Consider the following 20,530-nt stretch of genomic DNA (forward strand, 5'->3'; position numbering starts at 1 on the left):
CCCTTTCGCTGCTCAGGCCGCCTTAATCGGGTTGACCAGCAGGCCGATTTTCTCGATCTCCACTTCGCACACATCGCCATCCTTCATGAACAGCGGGGGATTGCGCGCCAGGCCGATGCCCGACGGCGTCCCCATCACCAGCACGTCGCCCGCCTCCAGCGTGAAGCAGGTCGACAGTAGGGCGACGGTATCGACCACATCGAACACCATGTCGGACGTGTTGGCACTCTGTACGGTCTGGCCGTTCAGGCGCGTCTCGATCTTCAGGCCCGCGCCGCCTGCGGGCAGTTCGTCCGCCGTCACCAGCCATGGTCCGAATGCGCCGGTATCGTCGAAATTCTTGCCGACGGTCCATTGTGGGGTCTTTAGCTGATAATCGCGGATCGACCCGTCGTTGAACACTGAATAGGCGGCGATGTGCGACAACGCGTCATCCTTGGCGATGTCCTTGCCGCCCTTGCCCACGACTGCGACCATTTCCGCCTCATAGTCGAGCTGGTCGGAGCAGGGCGGCTTGATGATGGGCGCGCCATGGCCGATTAGGCTAGAGTTGAACCGGCCAAACACGGTCGGGAATTCCGGCACCTGGAAACCGCCCTCCGCCGCATGGTCCTTATAGTTCAGGCCCAGGCACAGGATCTTGGGCGCCTTGATCAGCGGCGGCAGGAACGTCAGATCGTCAATCGCGACATCCTCGCCGCCCGCCACGACCGCGTCGCCCGCCTGCGTCAGCGCGTCGCCGCCCTGCGCGATCAGCGCGTCGAGATCATAGAGCCCGGCATCGCCGAACAGCGCCTTGACGCCCGCGCCGGTATCGACTGCCAAACCGGTCTGCCCATTTTTCGAAACTTTAGCCAAACGCATGATTCTATCCTCCTGATACCCTGCCACCGTGAGGGGCGCCGCCCTCCGGGTCAACATGAAATATATTCCGATAACTGAAATATACTATTCGTATTTGCCTCTGGCTTCAAAACTGCTATGGCTTTGGCGATGATGAAGAAGCTGAGCCTGACCGAGCGGGCCTATCGCCAGTTGCGGGACGATCTCCTGACGTGCCGGCTGGTGCCGGGCGATCGGATCAATATCAAAGACGTGTCCGACAATCGCGGCTTCAGCCTGGGCGCTGTGCGCGAAGCCCTGTCGCGCCTGACGTCCGAAGGTTTCGTGACGCAAGACGATGCGCGGGGCTTTCGCGCGACGCCGATTTCGATCGGCGACCTGATGGATCTGGTGACAGTGCGCAGCGATATAGAGGGGCAATGCCTGCGACGCGCCATCGCGCGCGGCGGGCTGGACTGGGAATCCGCGATCGTCAGCGCCGCCCATCGCCTCAGCAAGACGCCGACCCGCGATCCCACCGATCCTGCCCGCCTGAACGAGGATTATGCCGACGCCCATGGCGCATTCCACCATGCTTTGGTTGCCGCCTGCGACAGCCCCTGGCTGCTGCGGATGCGCGACTGGCTCTACGCGCAATCGGAACGCTATCGCTACCTGACTGTCCCGCTGGCGACCGGCGAGCGCGACTTGGTCCATGAACATAGCGATATCGTCACCGCGACGTTGCGCCGCGACGCCGATCGGGCGGTCGCGCTGCTGGGCGATCACTTGGTGGCGACCGCCCGCCTGCTGGTTGATGCACAGGACGGCGCGATGCGCCTGCCGGGCCAGAAAACACAGGTGCGGGCGGCCTGACCCCATCCTAATTCTGCCGCTTCTGCCCGGTGCCGCCACCACTGGCGGGCATCAGCATGTTGCTCATCCCGCCATCGACCAATATGTCGATGCCGCTGATGTGCCCCGCATGGGGCCCGATCAGGAATAGGATTGCGTTGGCAACATCCTCCGCCACGCCCAGCTTGCGCAGCGGTATGGTCGCCTCGCGCTGGTCGCGCCTCGCCGGGTCGTCATAGCCTGCTGCCGTCATCGGCGTATAGGTCGGGCCAGGGGACACAGTGTTGCACCGAATGCCGTCCGGTCCCCATTCGATGCTGAGCTGCCGGATCATCATCAGCAACGCGGCCTTGCTGCACGAGTAGAAACCTAGCGCAGGCGTCGGCGCGGTGGCGGACATGGATGCGGTGGCCACGAACGCCCCGCCGCTGGCCTTGAGATGTGGATGCGCCGCCTTGGCCAGCAGCCAGGCGGACCGTGTGTTAATCGCGAATATACGGTCGAAGTCGCTGGCGGGCAGATCAATCAGCGCCCCGCCCATGATGATTCCGGCATTGCTGATGACCGCGTCGATCCCGTCCATATGCGCCATTGCCGCCGCGACGATCCGGTCGCCGCAATCCAGCTCGGCTAGGTCGACCACGCAGGTCGCCGCCGCCGGTCCGATCGCATCGGCTACGCTCTCAAGATTGGCGGCATCCCGATCGGCCAACAGCAACTGATGCTCGCCCGCGATTACGCTGCCTGCGGCCAGCATTTGCGCGCAGGCCCGCCCGATGCCGCTCGCCGCGCCTGTGATGATGACCCGCATTCAACCTCTCCTTTTTTTCTGCCTTGTCAGTCGCTCAGGCCTAGTTCGGCCATCAGCGCCGCGCGCAGTTTGAACTTCTGGATCTTCGACGCCGACATCGGCCATTCGTCGATAAATCTTATGTGGCGCGGCACCTTGAACGACGCCAGGCGCGATTTGGTGTAGGCGATCAGTTCGTCCGGCTCCACCGCGACGTCGCCATCGCGCTCGATATAGGCCGCCGGAATCTCGGCCAGCCGATCGTCGGGCAAGCCGATGACCTGCGCCAGCCGCACGGTTGGGTGGCTGGCCAGCACCGCCTCGACCTCGGCCGCTGCGACATTCTCGCCACCGACTTTCAGCATATCCTTGAACCGGCCATGGAACATCATATGGCCGTCCGCATCGATCGATCCGATGTCGGCGCTATGATACCATCCGTCCACGTCGATCGCTTCGGCGGTCTTTTCCGCGTCGCGATAGTAGCCGTCGAACAGATTATAGCCCCGGATCAAAATCTCGCCCCGCTCGTCCACGCCCCGTTCCGCGCCGGTATCGGGGTCGACGATCTTCATCTCGATCCCGGCGAGCGGGTAGCCCAGTTTTCTGAAACCCATTTCCGGGTCCATAGCTGGGCCGCCAGTGGTGACGATGCCGGTCGCCTCGGTCATGCCCATGGTGCCCACTTGCAGCATATCTGGGGCCTTGTCGCGATAGGCCTGCCCAACCCGGTCCGGCATGAACGCAAAGCAGCTATTTTGCAGACGGACGGATGACATATCCGTCTTGTCCCAATCGGGGTGAGCAATCATCGCCTGATGGAAAGTGACGAAGGGCAGGAACATCATCGTCACCTGCTCCGCCTCGATCTGGCGCAGGCTTTCCCCGGCGTCGAAATGCGGCTGGCCGATAAAGGTGCCGCCTACATCCATCGCTCCCAACATGCACAGCATCGCCGCGATATGGAACAGTGGCAGCGGCGACCAGGCCCGCTCGTCAGGCTGGAAGCCCCAGCGATAGCGCGCCAGATTGTTCGCCTCGCGCGTCACTGCCTCATGGCTGAGCAGGCACCCCTTGGGATTGGCCGATGTGCCGGAAGTGTAGAGGATCATCGCGGTATCGCGCACCCGCACGGTCAGGCGCGTGTCGTGGATGTCGCTTTCGCTGACGCTTTGTACCGCCGCATCGAACCGGGCCTGGTCGATGAAGCCGGGCGCGGAACGCCCGCCCAGCATGATGATCTGCGTCAGCAGCGGCGTGCCTGCAAGGGTCAGGGCAGCGGGATCGGCCGCTGTCGGTAGGTCGGGAAAGGCCTCCACCAGCCGCGCGCCGAAATCGACATGCTCGGTTACCAAATCATTGGTCACGATCGCGCGCAGATCGGCATTTTGCGCGACATAGGCCATTTCCGGCGCCTTGTAGCGCGCGTTCATCAGCACCGACACCGCGCCACACATCGCGTTGGCGAACAGCGCCTCGACAAATTCTATGCTGGACGGCAGCAAGATGCCGACATGGTCGCCGCGCCCGATGCCCAGCGCCTTCAGTCCGCGCGCGCGGTTAATTACGCCAGCCACCACATCATCATAGCTTTTGCGTTCGCCCGGAAATACCAGCGCCTCCTTGCCGCCGCCCTTGTCCCACCCCTTCATCAGCAGGTCGCCCAGGGTTGTCGCAGAGATGCGAATTGCGGCGCTGTTCTCGCCCTTGATGCCCACGAAAGACCGCTCCTAATACCCGTAGATCCCGATTGGCCTTCAGATTGCAGCGTGCGTCCGTCCATGCGCCTTTCGTTGGATAGGTGCGGACAGGGCCGCCCACGCCAAGAGCGGACACAGCAAAATATCGGATCACGGATCGGGAATTTACGATGGAAGCCTATATCTACGATCATGTTCGCACGCCGCGCGGCAAGGGCCGCCCGGATGGCGCGCTGCATGAGATAAGCTCGGTCGAAATGGCGACGCAGTTGCTCAAGGCGCTTCAGTCGCGCAACAATCTCGATACCGCGCTGCTCGACGATGTGATCATTGGCATGGCACAGCCTGTCGGCGAACAAGGCGGGGTATTGGCGCGTGCGGCCGTGTTGCAGGCAGGCTATGCCCAGACCGTCGCGGGGCAGCAGATTCATCGCTTCTGCGCCACCGGCCTTGACGCGGTCAGCTTGATCGCTGCGCAGGTTCATGCCGGGATGATCGACGCGGGTATCGGCGGCGGCGTTGAGTCGATGAGTCGCACGGTGATGGGCTATGACTCCGGCGCCTGGACGTCAGACCCCGCCGTGGCTTTCAGCAATTATTACGCCCCCCAAGGCATCGGCGCGGACATTATCGCTACGCTCGACGGATATACCCGCGAGGATGTCGACGGCTTCGCCGTCGAAAGCCAGCGCAAGGCCGCCCATGCCTGGGACCAGGGCTATTTCAAGCGCTCGATCGTCCCGGTGACAGATGTGCTGGGTGAAGTCATCCTCGACCGCGACGAACATATGCGCCCCGGCACCACGGTCGAAAGCCTCGCCAAGCTCAAGCCGGCGTTCGAAGGCTATGGCAAGGCAGGGTTCGAGGCAGTGGGCAAGGCGAAATATCCCGAGCTGGAAGAAATCAACTATGTCCACCACGGCGGCAACAGCTCCGGCATCGTCGATGGTTCTGGATTGGTGCTGGTGGGATCGAAGGCGTTCGGAGAGAAAGCGGGATTGAAGCCGCGCGGGCGTATCCGCTCCTATGCCAATATCGGCTCTGAACCCACGATCATGCTGACCGCGCCCACCGCCGTGTCGCGCAAGGCGTTGAAGGCAGGCGGGATGACCGAAAAGGACATTGACTTGTGGGAACTGAACGAAGCCTTCGCCAGCGTCGTGATGCGCTTCCAGCGTGACCTCGACATCCCCGATGACCAGATCAACGTGAATGGCGGTGCGATCGCTATGGGCCATCCGCTCGGCGCGACCGGCGCGATGATACTGGGCACCGTTCTGGACGAACTGGAACGGCGCGACGCAGCAACTGGCCTCATCACGCTGTGCGCCGCCAACGGCCTGGGCACGGCCGCCATCATCGAGCGCGTCTGAACGCGCCCTTGCGAACTATAGAGCGGGACATTCCATGAAGACCATGCAACTGCAAAAGGCCGATGACGGCTTCGCGATCCTGACCCTCGACGCGGAAGGATCGATGAACGTCGTCAACGACGCTTTTTTAGCCGATATGGAAGCGGTGACGAAGCAGATCGCGGAAGATGACAGCATCACGGGCGTCATCCTGACATCGGCCAAGGCCAGCTTCATGGCGGGTGCCGACCTTAAGCAACTGGTCAACGGCTTCGGCACGCTGACGGCAAGCCAAGCCTACGCTTTCTCCAGGCGCGCGACCGACATGCACCGGGCGATCGAACAGTCGGGCAAGCCCTGGGTCGCGGCGATCAACGGGCTGGCGCTGGGCGGTGGGTTCGAACTCACGCTTGCCTGCCATCGGCGCATATTGGTGGACGACGCAAAGGTGCAGGTTGGCCTGCCCGAAGTCAATGTCGGCCTGCTTCCTGGATCGGGCGGCACGGTGCGGCTGGGCCTGATCGCGGGGATGAAAACCGCGCTCGACCTGCTGCTGTCGGGCCGTTCGGTCGGCCCCGCCGAAGCCCTTAAGCTGAAGATCGTGGACGAGGTGGTTTCCGCCGACACGCTGATCGACGCGGCCAAAGCCTGGCTTGCGACCGCGCCCGACCCGGTCAAGCCATGGGACGTCAAGGGCTGGACCCCACCGCAGAAGAAAGGGCTGACCGTCCCTGAAGACTCGACGGCTTATATGATGGCGACGGGTGGCATCGCCAAAGTGGGCTATAATCAGCCAGCTCCGCTGGCGATCCTCAATTGCGTGTTCCAGGGTCTGCAACTGCCCTTCGACAAGGCGCTGACCGTCGAGGGCAAATATTTCGCCAAGCTGCTGACCGATCCGGTCGCGCGCAACATCATTCGCACCACCTTCATTTCCAAGCAGGCCGCTGAAAAGGGCGCGCGCCGTCCCGAAGGCTTTGAGAAATTCGCGGCGAAGAAGGTCGGCGTGCTGGGCGCGGGCATGATGGGCGCGGGCATTGCCTATGTCTCCGCTAATGCGGGGATCGAGGTGATCCTGATCGACCGCGACACCGCGACCGCACAAAAGGGCAAGGATTATGCGGCCAGGGTGCTGGGCAAGCTGATCGAAAAGGGCAAGACGACACAGGACAAGGCCGACGCCGTCCTCGCCCGCATAACCCCTACCGACGATTTCGCCCTGCTCGACGGCTGCGACCTCGTGGTAGAGGCGGTGTTCGAGGACACCGGGATCAAGGCGGAAACGACGCGCAAAGCCGAAGCGGTGTTGCCCGACCATGCAGTGTTCGCCTCCAACACCTCGACCCTGCCGATATCTCAACTGGCGCAGGCATCACAGCGCCCTGAGCAGTTTATCGGCCTGCACTTCTTCTCGCCGGTCGAGCGCATGGGCCTGGTCGAAGTCATCATGGGCAAGCAGACCAGCAAGGCGACGCTGGCCAAGGGCCTCGATTATATCGCCCAACTGCGCAAGACGCCGATCGTCGTCAACGACAGCCGCGGCTTCTACACCAGCCGCGTGTTCCAGATGCTGATCCACGAAGGCGCGGCGATGCTGGCTGAAGGCGTGCCGCCTGCGGTGATCGAGAATGCGGCCAAGGCGGTAGGGATGCCCGTTGGCCCGTTGGCGCTGCTGGACGAACTGACGCTCGACCTGCCGCTCAAGATCGTCGATCAGGCGATCGCCGAGGAAGGCGACGCCTATACGCCGCCCGCCGGCGTTGCCGTCATGCGCCGCATGAAGGACGAGATCGGCCGCTCCAGCCGCAAGGCAGGCGGGGCCTTCTACGACTATCCCGAAGGCGGCAAGAAGCATCTGTGGAAGGGGCTGGCCGATCATTTCCCCACCAAAGCGGACTGGGACATCGAGGAACTCAAGCAGCGCTATCTCTATGCGCAGGCTATGGAAACCGCCCGGTGCCTGGAAGAAAATGTCCTGGAAACGCCGCAGGATGCCGATCTTGGCGCGATCTATGGCTGGGGATTCCCAGCGTGGACCGGCGGCACGATCAGCTATATCGACACCATCGGCATCAAAACATTCGTACAGGAATCTGACCGTCTGGCGCAGCTTTACGGGCCGCGCTTCCTGCCGTCCGCCTGGCTGCGCGACAAGGCGGCGCGGGGTGAAGATTTCTACACCCCCGCCAGCGAAACCACGGTCAAGGAGCCGGTCCCGGCATGAGACGCCTCATCTTCGAACCGGAACATGAACAGTTTCGCGACAGCGTCGTCAAATTCATGAGCACCGAAGTCGGCGCCCATGCCGAGCGGTTTCGCGAACAGGGCATTGTCGACCGCGAGCTGTATCTCAAAGCCGGGGCGCAGGGTCTGCTCTGCACCTGGGCGGACGAAAAATATGGCGGCGCGGGGATCGACGATTTCCGCTTCGAACAGATCATCATCGAAGAAAATATGCGCCATGGCGATGTGGGTTTCTACATCAACCTGCATAATGATCTCGTCGCGCCCTACTTCGCCAAACTGGGCAATGATGAACAGAAGGATCGCTGGATGCCCGGCATCGTTAACGGCGAAAAGATCCTGGCCGTCGCGATGACGGAACCTTCGACGGGCAGCGACCTGGCCGGGATGCGAACCAGCGCCACCGATCAGGGCGACCATTGGCTTTTGAACGGCGCGAAAACCTATATCTCCAACGGCATATTGGGCGACCTGATCGTGGTTGCCGCGCGGACCGATCCCAACAGCCGCCATGGCCTTGGCCTGTTCGTGGTTGAACGTGGCATGGACGGGTTCGAACGCGGCCGCAAACTCGCCAAGATGGGCCTGAAGGCGCAGGACACCGCCGAACTCTTCTTTAACGATGTGAAGGTGCCCAAGGCCAATGTGCTGGGCGATCCGACCCAGGGCTTCAAATATCTCGCCCGTTTCCTGGCGCAGGAGCGGCTGGTAGCCGCGATCGGCTTCATGGCGACGGCGCAGACCGCCTTCGACATCACACTGGATTATGTGAAGGAGCGCAAGGCGTTCGGCAAACCGATCGGCGCTTTCCAGAATACACGCTTCAAGATGGCGTCGATGCGCGCCGAATTGGACGCGCTCCAGACCTATGTGGACCAATGCGTCCTGCTGCTGAACGCGGGCGAATTGACGGCGGAGGATGCATCGGCGGCCAAGCTGCTGAGCAGCGAACTTGAGGGCCGGGTCATGGACGAATGTGTCCAGTTGCATGGCGGCGCAGGCTATATGGAAGAATATCGCATCAGCCGCATGTATACCGACGCGCGGATCAGCCGTATCTTTGCAGGCACCAGCGAAATTATGCGCGAAATCATCGGGCGGGGGCTGGGGCTGGACGAACGCAAGCTGTCCTAAGTTGCTGCCGGGAGAGTGCCGATGTTGAACCTGGATCGCTTGCGGGACTTCGCCATTCCCGCGGCGGAGGATATGTGCGATCCGCGCAGCGCCATCCTCTACGCACTGGGCGTGGGCGCGGGTCTCGGGCCGATCGATGAACAGAATCTGGTGTTCGAGCGTGACTTGGCGGTGCTGCCGACCATGGCGCTGGTGCTAGGTACGCCCGGTTTCTGGCCGATGGCGGCGGAACTGGGCTGGGACTGGGCCAACATCCTGCATGGCGAACAGAGTTTGCGTCTGTTCCGCCCGCTGGAGCTGGGCCAACTGGTGCACGGTCGGATCGAGATTGGCGATATCGCCGATAAGGGACCGGGCAAGCCTGCGCTGGTGCGTGCCAAGCGGACCCTGATGACGCCGACCGACCTGGTGATCGCGGAGATGGAAGAGACCTGGGTGTTGCGCGGCACGGGTGGCTTTGGCGGGCCGCGCGATCTGCCCGGTGCGGCAGCCGTCGCCATGCCCGACGAGCCGGCCCATGCCTTGCTCGACCTGCCGACCGCGATCAACCAGGCGCTGCTCTATCGCCTGACCGGGGATCGCAACCCGCTGCATGTGGATGCCGGAACCGCCGCGTCGGCCGGGTTCGATCGACCGATTCTGCATGGGCTGGCGACGATGGGGCTGGTCAGCCGGGCGCTGGTTCATTCATGCTGTGGTGGCAACCCCGCTCTTCTTACGGCGATTAGTTCGCGTTTCACCGCTCCGGTCTGGCCGGGTGAAACGGTGCGAACGGAAATCTGGCGCGATGGCGTTGATGTGCTGTTTCGCGCCAGCGTCCCCGATCGGGGCATAGTGGTCATGGATGGTGGACGGGCTTGCGTCGCCGGATTTTGAAGGGAACGGGAAGTAACGTGAAGATATTGGATGGTAAGGTGGCCTTGGTATCCGGGTCGGGTCGCGGCATTGGCAAGGCGATCGCGCTCAAGCTGGCGCGCAATGGCGCGCATATCGTCGTCAACGACCTGGACGATGACGTCGCCCATGCAACGGCCGCAGAGATTGAGGCGCTGGGTGTCCGCGCAGTGGTATGCGTGGGCGACGTAACTGCGCTGGATTTCGGCGAGCAATTCATCGCCGCAGCGGCCGACGCCTTCGGCACGATCGACATCATCGTCAACAATGCCGGCTATGCTTGGGATTCGGTGCTACAAAAGACCAGCGACGAACAATGGATGGCGATGCTGGACGTGCATCTAAGCGCCCCGTTCCGCATCCTGCGCGCCGCCCAACCGGTCATCGCGGCGGCGGCCAAGGCGGAGATCGCCGCACATGGCCGCGCCACACGCCGCACCGTCGTCAACATCTCCTCGGTCGCGGGGCTGGGGGGCAATCCTGGGCAGGCGGGCTATGCCGCTGGCAAGGCCGGGATCGTGGGCCTGACCAAGACCGTGATGAAGGAATGGGGCCGCTATAATGTCACCGTCAACGCTGTCGCCTTCGGCGCGATCATGACGCGGATGACCGCGGGGGAGGCGGGCAGTTCGACCATCAATGTGAAGGGCAAGGACATCAAGGCCGGTGTCAGCGACGAAATCTTGGAAGCGATGGAAAAGGGCATACCGCTGGGCCGCGCGGGCACGCCGGAGGAAGCCGCCGGCGCGGTCTATCTTTTGTGCTTGCCCGAAGCGGACTACATCACCGGCCAGGTCATCGTCGCGGGCGGCGGCTGGCAGCTATAGGCGAGGCGGCGGGGCGCGGCCTCGCCTGCCAGTCAAGCGGGCCAGGTCGGCGCGCGCCCATGCATCCCCGTAAAGATCGGCCGCATAGGTTCGGGCACTTGCCCGGCACCGACACCCGTACCGAAATTCAAACCACGCCGTTCACGGATGCGCCACCCGTTAGGCGTGCGCCGCAGCCGGTCCTCATATCCGCCCACCGCCAGCAGATCGGTGGCACGCAGCGGATCGGCATCGGGAATCGCGAACCAATGCCAGGCCAGGATGCGGCTGGCCGCCCGCGCTTCGTCGCCATCCACCTCGATCACGACATTGGTGACATTGTGGCAGCAGCCCAGTAGCGACCCCTGATAGGTCATGCATTGCGCATGGATGGCGTCCCGTCCCACCGCCTTCGCCCCGCCAAAATCGATGATGCCGTCGGGCGTGAACACCTCGTCCGCAATCCGGTGATACTGCATTGCATCGATCAGATGGGCGTAGCGATACAGGCATGCCTCTATCGCGATCCGGTCGGCCAGAATGTGGAGACTGTGGGTCATGATATCAGCCGCAACCGACCACGCCGCCATCGACCGGAATTTGCGCGCCCGTCACATAAGCGCCCGCCCGCGAACATAGAAATACGACAATCCCGGCGATGTCGTCCGGCTTGCCCAGGCGACCCAGCGGAATATGAGCCAGCAGCCCCGCATCGACACTGTCTTCGTCGCGCATATGCGCGGTCATCTTGGTCGGGAAGAAGCCGGGGATGACCGCATTCACCGTGATGTTGCGCGCGGCCAGATCGCCCGCCAGGTCGCGCGTCATCATATGGACCGCCGCCTTGCTGGCGGCATAACTATAGGCGCTCAGCCGCTCGGTCTTCATGCCCGCGACCGAGCCGATATTGATGATCCGCGCCGGATTGTCGTCGGTTCCTGCCGCGCCCAGTTCGGGCAGCAATTCGCGCACCATGGTGAAGGGAGTCTGGACATTCACCGCCATCACGCCGGGCCACGCCTTGTCGGGGAAACTGTCTATCTCTCCGCCCCAGGTCTTGCCCGCATTATTGACCAGGATATGGCACGCCCCCACGGCATCGCGGTAGCGCGCGACCAGATCGACTGCGGCCTCCGGCGTCGAAAGATCGGCGGGCAGGGGGATGCAAGTACCCAATGCCCCCATCTCGCTCGCCGCAGCCTCGCAGATATCGGCCTTGCGCGACGTGATCGCCACCGTCGCGCCCGCGCGCAGCAGCCCTTCGGCGATCATCCGGCCCAGCCCCTGCGCGCCGCCGGTGACGATCGCCTTCTTGCCCGCTAGGCTGAACAGGTAGCTCACATCGTCACCACGACTTTGCCGAATTTGTGACTGTCGCGCAGATGCAGCAGCGCTTCCTTCGCCTGCGCCAGCGGGTAGGTGGCTTCGATCACCGGCCTGATTTGATGATCACTCGCAAATGCCAGCATCTCTTGGAAATCCTGCGGATCGCCCACTTGGCTGCCGACGATGCTGGCGCTTTTCAGGAAGATGTCGGTCGCGTTGAACTTGATCTCGTTGCCCGCGGTCGACCCGTAGATGACGATGCGCGCGCCCGGATTGATCGCGCGGACATAATTGGCGAAGCTGGGCGCGGGCGCGCCGTCCAACACGACGTCGACGCCGCCGGTCAGCTTGCCGACCTGCTTGCGCCAGTCGGGGTCGGTGTAGAGCAGGCCGCCCTTGGCCCCCATGGCGATCGCGCGGTCGATCACCTCCTGGTTCTCGCCGGTGACATAGACATCGGCGCCTTTGGCGACGGCAAAGGCCAGGCCGAAGGTGGCAACACCGCCGCCCACGCCGCTGATCAGCAGCGTCTCGCCCGCCTGCAACCGCCCCTTGAACATCAGCGCTCGCCAGGATGTCAGCGCCGTCAGCGGCATCGCGCCGGCTTCCTCGAAGCTCATGAAGGCAGGCTTGGGCGCCAGATTTTCGACCGGCACGCAGATATATTCGGCGATCGTCCCGGCAAAGGGCATCCCCAGCAGGCCGAAATCGGCGGCGGGGGCATGACGGTTCGGCCCCCAGTTGCGGGCGGGGTAGAGGACGACCTCGTCGCCTTCGCTGGCCCCGCTCACGCCCTCGCCGATCATGTCCACCACGCCCGCGCCGTCGCAACCCAGCGTCGTGGGCACGGTCATGCCGGGATATTGGCCATGGGTGATGAACAGTTCGCGGTGATTGATCGACGCGGCTTTGATAGCGACCCGGACTTCGCCGGGGCCGGGCACGGGCGTTTCGACATCCGCCATGATAACGGAATCGGGTCCGTCGATCTTTTCGAGATACAGGGCCTTCATGGTGAACCTTTCCTGATGCGTCGGCGCGGCCGTTGGGATCGCCTGCCTTTTTCTGGATGGCGCGCCCGCGACGCAGCCTGTCATGCCATCAGGACAATGTTCTGGCGCGCTCATGACCTATCTGTGGATAGGAAAAGGGGATTGCATTTCAGATTTCAACGGTCAGAATATATTTGCAACAATAAAACGAATCGTGCCACGCAGCACGAACAGGAGAGACTGAATGGCCGTTGTCCCGACAATCGTCCTGCCGCCCCGCATCACTCCGACGCTGATCGAGCGTCCGGCGCTGCTGGCGCTGATCCCAAAGGTTGCCCTATCCCGCATGACGGTGGTGTCCGCGCCGGCAGGCAGCGGCAAGACCACGGCCATGCTGTTCTGGGCCGAACGTCTGCGGGCGGAGGGGCGACCGCTGCTGTGGCTGGCGGCGCGCGCGGGCATCGGCAACAAGGCGTCCTTCCTGCTCGCGCTCAAGGCTGCCGGCGTCGCGGCCCGGCTGGATTGGGCCGATCTCGACGCCGACGCGGGTGATGCCGTGTGGCTCGAGGCGCTGTCGACGGTGGTCGAACCCAAGCCGGTCATCGTCATCGACGACGCGCAACTGCTGGACGAAGCGACCCTGGCCTTCATCGCCCAGCTGTCGTCCAGCGCGCGCGACGGCCTGACCATGATCGTGGCGGCGCGCGGCTCGGTAGGACTGCCGCTGGCGCGGATGCGGGCGCTCGGTTTCCTGGTCGAGGTGGGTAATGCCGACCTCTCTCTGACGCTGGCTGAAGCCACGCAACTGGTAACGATGAGCGTGGGCGCGCCGATCGATGCGCAAAATTTGCAGGATATCGTGCGCGATACCCAGGGCTGGGTATCGGGCGTCGTCATCGCTTGCGATCTCTACCGGCGCGGCGCGCAGGGGGCGGGCCAGATGCGGCTGACCGGCCTGCGTCCGGAATTTGCTGAATATTTCCATGAAGAGGTGCTTGGCCAGCAGCCCGACGACGTGCGCCGTTTCCTGGTCGACACATCAATTCTGGATGAACTCACCCCTTCCGCCTGTGCGGCGGTGACGGGCAATGACGATGCGCGCGCCATGCTGGATCGCGTCTTTCGCGAAGGGCTGTTCCTCAATCCGATCGATCAGGAACATGGCCGCTACGCCTATCACCGCCTGTTCCGCGACATGGTGCTGGGCCGCCTGATGGACCGGGCCCCCGCGCGCGCCGCCATGATGCATTGCCGCGCGAGCGATCATTTCGCCGCGACGGGCGACATCCTCAAGGCGGTCGAACATGCCCGACTGAGCGGGGATCAGGCTTTCCTGGCCGGACAGTTGGATCGGCTGGCCGAACAACTCACCTATTCGGGTTATCTGTATCGGATCGACGAGTTGGGCGCGGAACTCCCCTGGGCCGTATTGGCACAACACCCCTATCTGCTGCTGGCTTTGGCTTGGCGGCGGATACGGCAATTGTCGTTCGCCGCCGCCGACAGGCTGATCGCCACCGCGCGGTCGATCCACGAAGCGCGCAACCAGAGCGACGACGTGTCGGCGCATGATAATGAACAACTGGATCTGATGATCCGCCATCGCCTCGTCATGCTGGCGGCGGCGCGCGACGATATGGTGGAGGTGGAGGCGGAAGCCGAACCCCTGCTTGCGGAAATGGCCGAAAGCCACGCCTATCTCAGCTGCACCCTGCTCGCGCAATTGATGTCGGCGCGGCGCGAACTCTATCATTTCCAGGACATGCTCAAGCTTGAGGCGGAAACCCGGCGCGCTTTGTCTCGCCCCGGATCGGACTTCGCGTCGATCGCGCTCAAGGCCTCGGTCGCGCCGACGCTGATGGCGCAGGGCAAGACGCAGCTGGCGCATCGTTTCCTGGACGAGGCCCTTACCCTGGCCCGCGACATTCATGGCGAGGGGTCGGGCCTTGCGGCGCTGCCCGCCTTGCCACTGGCGGAACTCCTTTATGACGCGGGCGATCTGGATGGCGCGGCGGCGCTGGTCGAACGCCACCTGCCCGTGGTGCGGCAATGGGGATTCGCGGACCAGATGGCGTCGGGCTACATCGTCAACGCCCGGCTGCGCGCCGCGCGCGGCGATCTGCCGGGCGCGCTGTCGACGCTCAACGACGCGCATCTGGTCGCGATCGAATGTGGGCTGGACCGGATGCGCGCCTTCATCGTGGCGGAAGAGGTCCGCCTGCTCATCAAGGGCGGCCAGATCGAGGAAGCCGAACGGCATTTTGCCGCGGGCGATTCGCAACTGGACGGCGAACCGATCCCCACGCTGCATCCCACGCGCCGCAACGAAAGCATCGCCATCGCTTGGCTACGGATCGAGATGCAGCGCCATCGGCTCAGCCGCGCGCGCAAGGTTGCGCATCGCTGGCTGGAATTCGTCCGTCGCGCCGGGGCCGTCCGCTCAGCCGTGACGTTCGAACTGTTGCTGGCGGAAATCGCCGTGTTACAGGGCAATCGGTCCGAAGCTCGTCGCGCCGTGCGGACCGCGGTCGAAATGGCCGAACCGGCGGGCTGGGTCCGCATCTTCGTCGATGAAGGCGAAGTCATCGCCTCGCTGCTGACCGAAGCCTATGCACAGGGGCCGGAACTGGAAACCCCGGCCGACCGCTTCGCCGTGCGGCTGGTGTCGCTGATGCGCAGCGGCCCGCAGATCGAAAGCGACGAGGAGGATGACGATGATTTCGGCCTGACTGGTCGCCTTGCCAACCGGGAAGTCGATATCTTGATGATGGTGAGCGGGGGCCTGCGCAACCGCGAAATCGGCGACCGGCTTGGCCTGACCGAAGGCACGGTCAAATGGTATATGCAGCAGATCTACGACAAGCTGGGCGTTCGGCGGCGGCCGCAGGCGGTGTTGCGCGCGCGCCAGCTTGGCATCCTGCCCTGACGCTCCCGCTTCCGCCTACCCAAGGATAGATTGCGCGTCCTCACGCGCCTGCCATCGCCCAGCCGGGCGAAAGGAACCATCATGGCCAAACGTAAAGTCATCATCAGCTGCGCCATCACCGGCGCCATCCATACCCCTTCCATGTCGCCCTATCTGCCGATCACGGCAGAGGAGATCGCAGAGTCGGCGATCGGCGCGGCGGAAGCGGGCGCGGCGATCATCCACCTGCACGCCCGCAATCCCGTCGACGGGCGGCCCGACCAGAATCCCGACTTGTTCACGCCCTTCCTCAAGGTCATCAGGCAGCGCAGCGACGCGGTGCTGAACCTGACCACCGGCGGCCATCCTTCCATGACCGTGCAGGAACGGATGCGCCCGGCGCAGAGCTTCGCGCCCGAAGTCGCCAGCCTCAATATGGGCACGATGGGCTTTGGCCTGTTCCCGATGCTGGACCGGTTCAAGGACTTCAAGCATGACTGGGAACCGGTCGCACTGGAAGCATCGCGCGACCTGGTGTTCAAGAATACCTATGCGGATATCGAATATCTGCTGGCCACCCTGTCGCCGCTCGGCACCCGCTTCGAATTTGAATGTTACGACACCAGCCACCTCTACAACCTCAAATATTTCCTTGACCGCGGGCTGGTGAAGGCGCCTTTGTTCATCCAGACCTGCTTTGGCATATTGGGCGGCATCGGCAGCCATCCCGACGACATCATGCATATGAAACGCACCGCCGACCGACTGTTCGGCGATCAATATCAATGGTCGGTGCTAGGCGCAGGCGCGCGCCAGATGAGTATCGTCGCCATGGCCGCGTCGATGGGCGGCAATGTGCGGGTGGGGCTGGAGGATTCGCTCTGGGGCGGCCCCGGCCGCCTGGCGCAGACCAATGCCGAACAGGTCGCGACCGCGCGCCAGATCATCGAGGGTATGGGGCTGGAAGTGGCTACGCCGGATGAGGCTCGCGCTATTCTGGACCTCAAGGGCGCGGACCGGACCAACATCTGATGACCAAGCTATCGGGGCCGCTGGCCGGTATCCGCATCGTCGAGATCGACGCTATCGGCCCGGTGCCGCTGGCGGCGATGCTGTTGGCGGATATGGGGGCGGAGATCATCCGCGTCGCGCGACCACCATCGGCGGGCGCGGGCGACTGGGACGATGTCGGCGGCGACATTCTCCACCGCAGCCGGACGGTGATCCATCTCGACCTCAAGCGCGATGATGACCGCGCCCAGCTGCTCGACCTGATTGATCGGGCGGACGGCCTGATAGAGGGCTATCGCCCTGGTGTGATGGAGCGGCTGGGCATCGGCCCGGACATCTGCCTGGCGCGCAATCCGCGCCTGGTGTTCGGCCGCATGACCGGGTGGGGCCAATCGGGTCCACTGGCGATGCGCGCTGGGCATGACATCAACTATCTCTCAATCACCGGCGCGCTGAACGCGATGGGCGAACAGGGCGCGCCGCCGCCGGTGCCGCTCAATCTGGTGGGCGATTATGGTGGCGGCGCTATGTTCCTGATCTTCGGCCTGCTCAGCGCCCTGCTGTCGGCGCAACGAACGGGACAGGGGCAGGTGGTCGACGCCTGCATCACCGACGGCGTCGCGTCGCTGATGAGCCTTTTTTACGCTTGGCAGCCCAAGGGGCTATGGACCGATGCGCCCGCCTCCAACCTGCTGGACGGGGCCGCGCCTTTCTATCGCTGCTATATGTGTGCGGATGGTCGGCATGTCGCGGTCGGTTGCTTGGAACCCAAATTCTTTGCCCAGATGGTCGATGGGCTGGGCCTGTCGGATCGTCGCTACGACCAGAACGACCGCGCGACTTGGCCAGCGATGCAGGCCGATTTTACGGCCGTCTTCGCGACCCGCACGCGCGACGCATGGGCCGATCATTTCGGGGAGACCGATGCGTGCGTCACCCCGGTTCTGGCGATGGCCGAAGCGCCGGGGCATCCGCATAATCAGGCGCGCGGCACCTTTATGCAGCGGGAAAGCATCGCCCAACCGGCACCCGCGCCCAGGCTGGATCGCACGGCAGGGGCCATCACCGAAGCCGCCAGCGCGGACGCGGCGGACATCATCCGCCGCTGGTCCTAATCGCCACGCCAAAAGCCTGCGGCATAATTACCACGAGAGACAGATTAGTTTCAATCTGTTCAACGATTCCTGCCGAAAGGTAGGTGGAGAATGGCGGCTATGACCGCCTCTATGCGCCGGTAAGGACGATGCCTGCAAAAAGAACAGGCGATCCAGATCGGCCAAGGGAGAGAGAGAATGAAATTCGGCATTTTGAGACTGGCGTTGCTGACGACCGGTGCGACCTTGGCGACCCCGCTCTGGGCGCAGGACGCGACCAGCGCCGCGCCCCAGGCTGAAAGTTCCAGCAGTGGCGACATCGTCGTCACCGCCCGCCGTCGCGAAGAACGGTTGCAGGACGTGTCCGTCTCCATCTCCGCCTTCTCGGCCGCCTCGCTGGAACGCAGCACCGTCCAGACGGTCAGCGACGTCAAGACGATCGCACCGGGCTTCACCTTCTCGTCCGAAGGCGGCAAGGACAATGTCGCGCTCACCCTGCGCGGCATCGGCCAATTGCCGCTGGGCGAAGTCACGCCGGGCGTCGTCATCTACCTGAACGACACCCCGCTGCCTGCCGTCGGCTCCAACGTGCCGACCTACGACATCGGCAGCATCCAGGTGCTCAAAGGGCCGCAGGGCACGTTGTTCGGCCGCAACACGCTGGGTGGCGCCGTCGTCATCGGCAGCCAGCGCCCGACCTATGAATTTGAAGGTTATGTCGAGGGCACCTATGGCAGCTTCGACTATCGCGAACTGGAAGGGGCGATCAACGTCCCCATCATCGCCGACACGGTGGCGTTCCGCGCGGCCGGCCAGGTCCGGCGGCAGGATCCTCGTACGATCGCGTTCGACGGTGGCCCCGGCTTTGACAATATCAAGCAGGACGCCTTCCGCCTGTCCTTGCTGCTGGAGCCGATCGAGGGTCTGAAAAGCACCACCATCTACGAATATTTCAAGAGCGACGAACTGGCCGGTGGCCTTTATCTGCTGCGCCAGAATTTCTCGCTCGCCGCCTTCGGCCTCGGCGTGCTGGACCCGCAGGCACAGCAGGCGCTCGAAACGCAGCGCGCCAACCGGCGCGGTTCGTTCGACGGCGGCATCAATGGCGGCCGTTCGTCGCGCAAGATGACGTCGATCACCAACGACACCTCGTTCAGCTTTGGCGACCTGACGCTGCGCAACATCTTCGGTTTCCGCAAGAATTTCAGCAATCAGCTGATCAACACCGGCGCGCTGCAAAATCTGTCGATCCCCACCGGCCTGCCCGCGCCACTCCCCGCTGCTGTGCCCTTCACCCTGTTCCACGCCGCGTCGGTGCTGGATCGCCAGTATCTGACCAACGAAACCCAGTTGCTGGGCGATTTCGGGTCGTTCAACTTCATCACCGGCGTCTTCTACAATAACGACAAGTCCGCCGGTCCCACCGGATCGCAATTCACGGCCTTCTCGGTCGGTGGAGTGCCAGCGCCTGCGGTTAGCGCGCATGTCCGCAACAAGAATTTCGCGGTCTATGGCCAGATCGGTTATGAAATCACGGATAAGCTGAAACTGAACCTCGGCGCGCGTTACAGCTGGGACAAGGTATCGGCCTGCGGCGGCACGATCGGCACCAGCTACGTCGATGAGGATACCTGCCTGGCCACGGCAGCGCTTGGCTTGGCCGATGGCGTCGGCACCGTCTCCAACAAGGGGGAGGAGCCGAGCTGGACCATCGGCCTGGATTACAAGGCGACGCCCGACTGGCTGCTCTACATTTCGTCGCGGCGCGGCTATCGCGGCGTGAACATCAACACCCCGCTGTTCGAAACGCCCTTCACCACCGGCGGCGTCGATCCGTCCTGCGTCGCAACCGGCGGCGTCTGCCCCGACCTGCGCGCCTTCCAGAAGACCGGCGAGGAGCGGATCACCGACGTCGAACTGGGGTCGAAATATGACTATCATGTGGGGGAGGCACGCGGCCGATTGAACATCGCGGCCTATTACAGCAAGTATAAAAACGCGCTGCAATTCCTCAACACGCAGACCATCATCCCCAATGGCACGCCGGATTCGCCGACCAACGGATCGCTGGCGGCCAATGTCGCCAACCTGCGGATATGGGGCGTGGAACTGGAAGCCTCGATCAGCCCCACCCGCAACTTCACCGTGTCCTTCAACGCCGCCTATACCGACGTGAAGGTGGAAAGCGTCAACGTACCGAACGGGCTGCCCGCCTCGGTCACGCTGGGCAAGGCGCAAATCAACACCTACTCGCCCAAATTCTCCGGCACGGCGAGCGTGAGCTGGATCCTGCCGATCAAGCCGGCCGACGGCGATCTCGCCTTCAACTCGGACCTGTTCATGACCGATGATTTCGGTGGCCAGAACGGCGAAAAGCTGCCCGGCTACAAGCTGGTCAACGCCCGCCTCGACTGGCGCGGCATTGGCGGCACGGGCCTGGATCTGGGCGTGTTCGTGAAGAATGTCTTCAAGGAAGAATATTTCTCGGCGTCCAGCGTATTGCTGTCCTCCTTCCCGCTCAGCTCGGTCTATGCCGGGGAGCCACGGACCTGGGGCGTCAGCGCGAAATACAGCTTCTGATGAGAAGGCAGGCGGGGCAGATAGC

Annotated in this window: 16 protein-coding genes; 10 read left to right on the forward strand and 6 right to left on the reverse strand. The window is 63.5% G+C overall.

Annotated elements, in window-relative coordinates:
- Window positions 1–12 precede the first annotated feature (12 nt).
- Window positions 13–864: a fumarylacetoacetate hydrolase family protein gene (locus tag ACZ2HM_RS21735; protein ID WP_463266111.1), complete on the reverse strand. Its 852-nt coding sequence runs from the start codon at window positions 862–864 to the stop codon at window positions 13–15.
- Window positions 865–993: 129 nt separating this feature from the next.
- On the opposite strand from ACZ2HM_RS21735, the gene ACZ2HM_RS21740 reads away from it, so the two are divergent.
- Window positions 994–1,698 (forward strand): GntR family transcriptional regulator, encoded by a 705-nt coding sequence (locus ACZ2HM_RS21740; protein WP_193378856.1) that lies wholly within the window; start codon window positions 994–996, stop codon window positions 1,696–1,698.
- Between the two features lie 7 nt (window positions 1,699–1,705).
- Here ACZ2HM_RS21740 and ACZ2HM_RS21745 read toward each other — a convergent pair whose 3' ends face one another.
- Window positions 1,706–2,488, reverse strand: coding sequence for an SDR family NAD(P)-dependent oxidoreductase (locus tag ACZ2HM_RS21745; RefSeq protein ID WP_463266110.1), 783 nt, complete (start codon window positions 2,486–2,488; stop codon window positions 1,706–1,708).
- Between the two features lie 26 nt (window positions 2,489–2,514).
- The gene (locus ACZ2HM_RS21750) at window positions 2,515–4,185 is read right to left on the reverse strand and encodes a class I adenylate-forming enzyme family protein (RefSeq protein WP_470426996.1); all 1,671 of its coding nucleotides are present in this window, start codon (window positions 4,183–4,185) and stop codon (window positions 2,515–2,517) included.
- 152 nt (window positions 4,186–4,337) lie between these two features.
- Here ACZ2HM_RS21750 and ACZ2HM_RS21755 point away from each other — a divergent pair, with 152 nt between their 5' ends.
- From ACZ2HM_RS21755 to ACZ2HM_RS21775, 5 genes are read left to right on the forward strand one after another with little or no spacing between them, the layout of a single operon-like run.
- The gene (locus tag ACZ2HM_RS21755) at window positions 4,338–5,540 is read left to right on the forward strand and encodes an acetyl-CoA C-acetyltransferase (RefSeq protein WP_169571208.1); all 1,203 of its coding nucleotides are present in this window, start codon (window positions 4,338–4,340) and stop codon (window positions 5,538–5,540) included.
- A 34-nt stretch (window positions 5,541–5,574) separates the two neighbouring features.
- Window positions 5,575–7,743 (forward strand): 3-hydroxyacyl-CoA dehydrogenase NAD-binding domain-containing protein, encoded by a 2,169-nt coding sequence (locus ACZ2HM_RS21760; protein WP_463266108.1) that lies wholly within the window; start codon window positions 5,575–5,577, stop codon window positions 7,741–7,743.
- Window positions 7,740–8,897 (forward strand): acyl-CoA dehydrogenase family protein, encoded by a 1,158-nt coding sequence (locus ACZ2HM_RS21765; RefSeq protein WP_037476000.1) that lies wholly within the window; start codon window positions 7,740–7,742, stop codon window positions 8,895–8,897. Before ACZ2HM_RS21760 ends, ACZ2HM_RS21765 begins: the two co-directional genes overlap by 4 nt.
- Window positions 8,898–8,918: 21 nt before the next feature.
- Window positions 8,919–9,773: a MaoC/PaaZ C-terminal domain-containing protein gene (locus tag ACZ2HM_RS21770; protein WP_037475998.1), complete on the forward strand. Its 855-nt coding sequence runs from the start codon at window positions 8,919–8,921 to the stop codon at window positions 9,771–9,773.
- A gap of 17 nt (window positions 9,774–9,790) precedes the next feature.
- Window positions 9,791–10,618, forward strand: coding sequence for an SDR family NAD(P)-dependent oxidoreductase (locus tag ACZ2HM_RS21775; protein ID WP_037475996.1), 828 nt, complete (start codon window positions 9,791–9,793; stop codon window positions 10,616–10,618).
- 32 nt (window positions 10,619–10,650) lie between these two features.
- Here the strand turns inward: ACZ2HM_RS21775 and ACZ2HM_RS21780 are convergent, their stop codons facing one another.
- Genes ACZ2HM_RS21780 through ACZ2HM_RS21790 form a run of 3 tightly spaced genes read right to left on the reverse strand, consistent with a single transcriptional unit; the run spans window position 10,651 to window position 12,936 of the window.
- On the reverse strand, window positions 10,651–11,157 hold the full coding sequence (locus ACZ2HM_RS21780; RefSeq protein ID WP_037478529.1) for a nuclear transport factor 2 family protein: 507 nt from the start codon (window positions 11,155–11,157) through the stop codon (window positions 10,651–10,653).
- Between the two features lie 4 nt (window positions 11,158–11,161).
- Entirely contained in the window at window positions 11,162–11,938 is a 777-nt protein-coding gene (locus ACZ2HM_RS21785) for an SDR family oxidoreductase (protein ID WP_470426997.1), read from the reverse strand.
- On the reverse strand, window positions 11,935–12,936 hold the full coding sequence (locus ACZ2HM_RS21790; RefSeq protein WP_043150308.1) for a quinone oxidoreductase family protein: 1,002 nt from the start codon (window positions 12,934–12,936) through the stop codon (window positions 11,935–11,937). The genes ACZ2HM_RS21785 and ACZ2HM_RS21790 overlap by 4 nt, the downstream gene beginning before the upstream one ends.
- A gap of 223 nt (window positions 12,937–13,159) precedes the next feature.
- On the opposite strand from ACZ2HM_RS21790, the gene ACZ2HM_RS21795 reads away from it, so the two are divergent.
- From ACZ2HM_RS21795 to ACZ2HM_RS21810, 4 genes are all read left to right on the forward strand, one after another.
- Entirely contained in the window at window positions 13,160–15,841 is a 2,682-nt protein-coding gene (locus tag ACZ2HM_RS21795) for a winged helix-turn-helix domain-containing protein (protein WP_470426998.1), read from the forward strand.
- 81 nt (window positions 15,842–15,922) lie between these two features.
- Window positions 15,923–16,852, forward strand: coding sequence for a 3,5-dioxohexanoate:acetyl-CoA acetone transferase (kce, locus tag ACZ2HM_RS21800; protein WP_037475992.1), 930 nt, complete (start codon window positions 15,923–15,925; stop codon window positions 16,850–16,852).
- Entirely contained in the window at window positions 16,852–17,946 is a 1,095-nt protein-coding gene (locus ACZ2HM_RS21805; protein WP_470426999.1) for a CaiB/BaiF CoA transferase family protein, read from the forward strand. The genes kce and ACZ2HM_RS21805 overlap by 1 nt, the downstream gene beginning before the upstream one ends.
- Window positions 17,947–18,123: 177 nt before the next feature.
- Complete coding sequence (locus ACZ2HM_RS21810; RefSeq protein ID WP_470427000.1) at window positions 18,124–20,505, forward strand: TonB-dependent receptor; 2,382 nt, start codon at window positions 18,124–18,126, stop codon at window positions 20,503–20,505.
- Window positions 20,506–20,530 lie beyond the last annotated feature (25 nt).

The sequence above is a fragment of the Sphingobium sp. KKT206 genome (genome assembly GCF_055640555.1).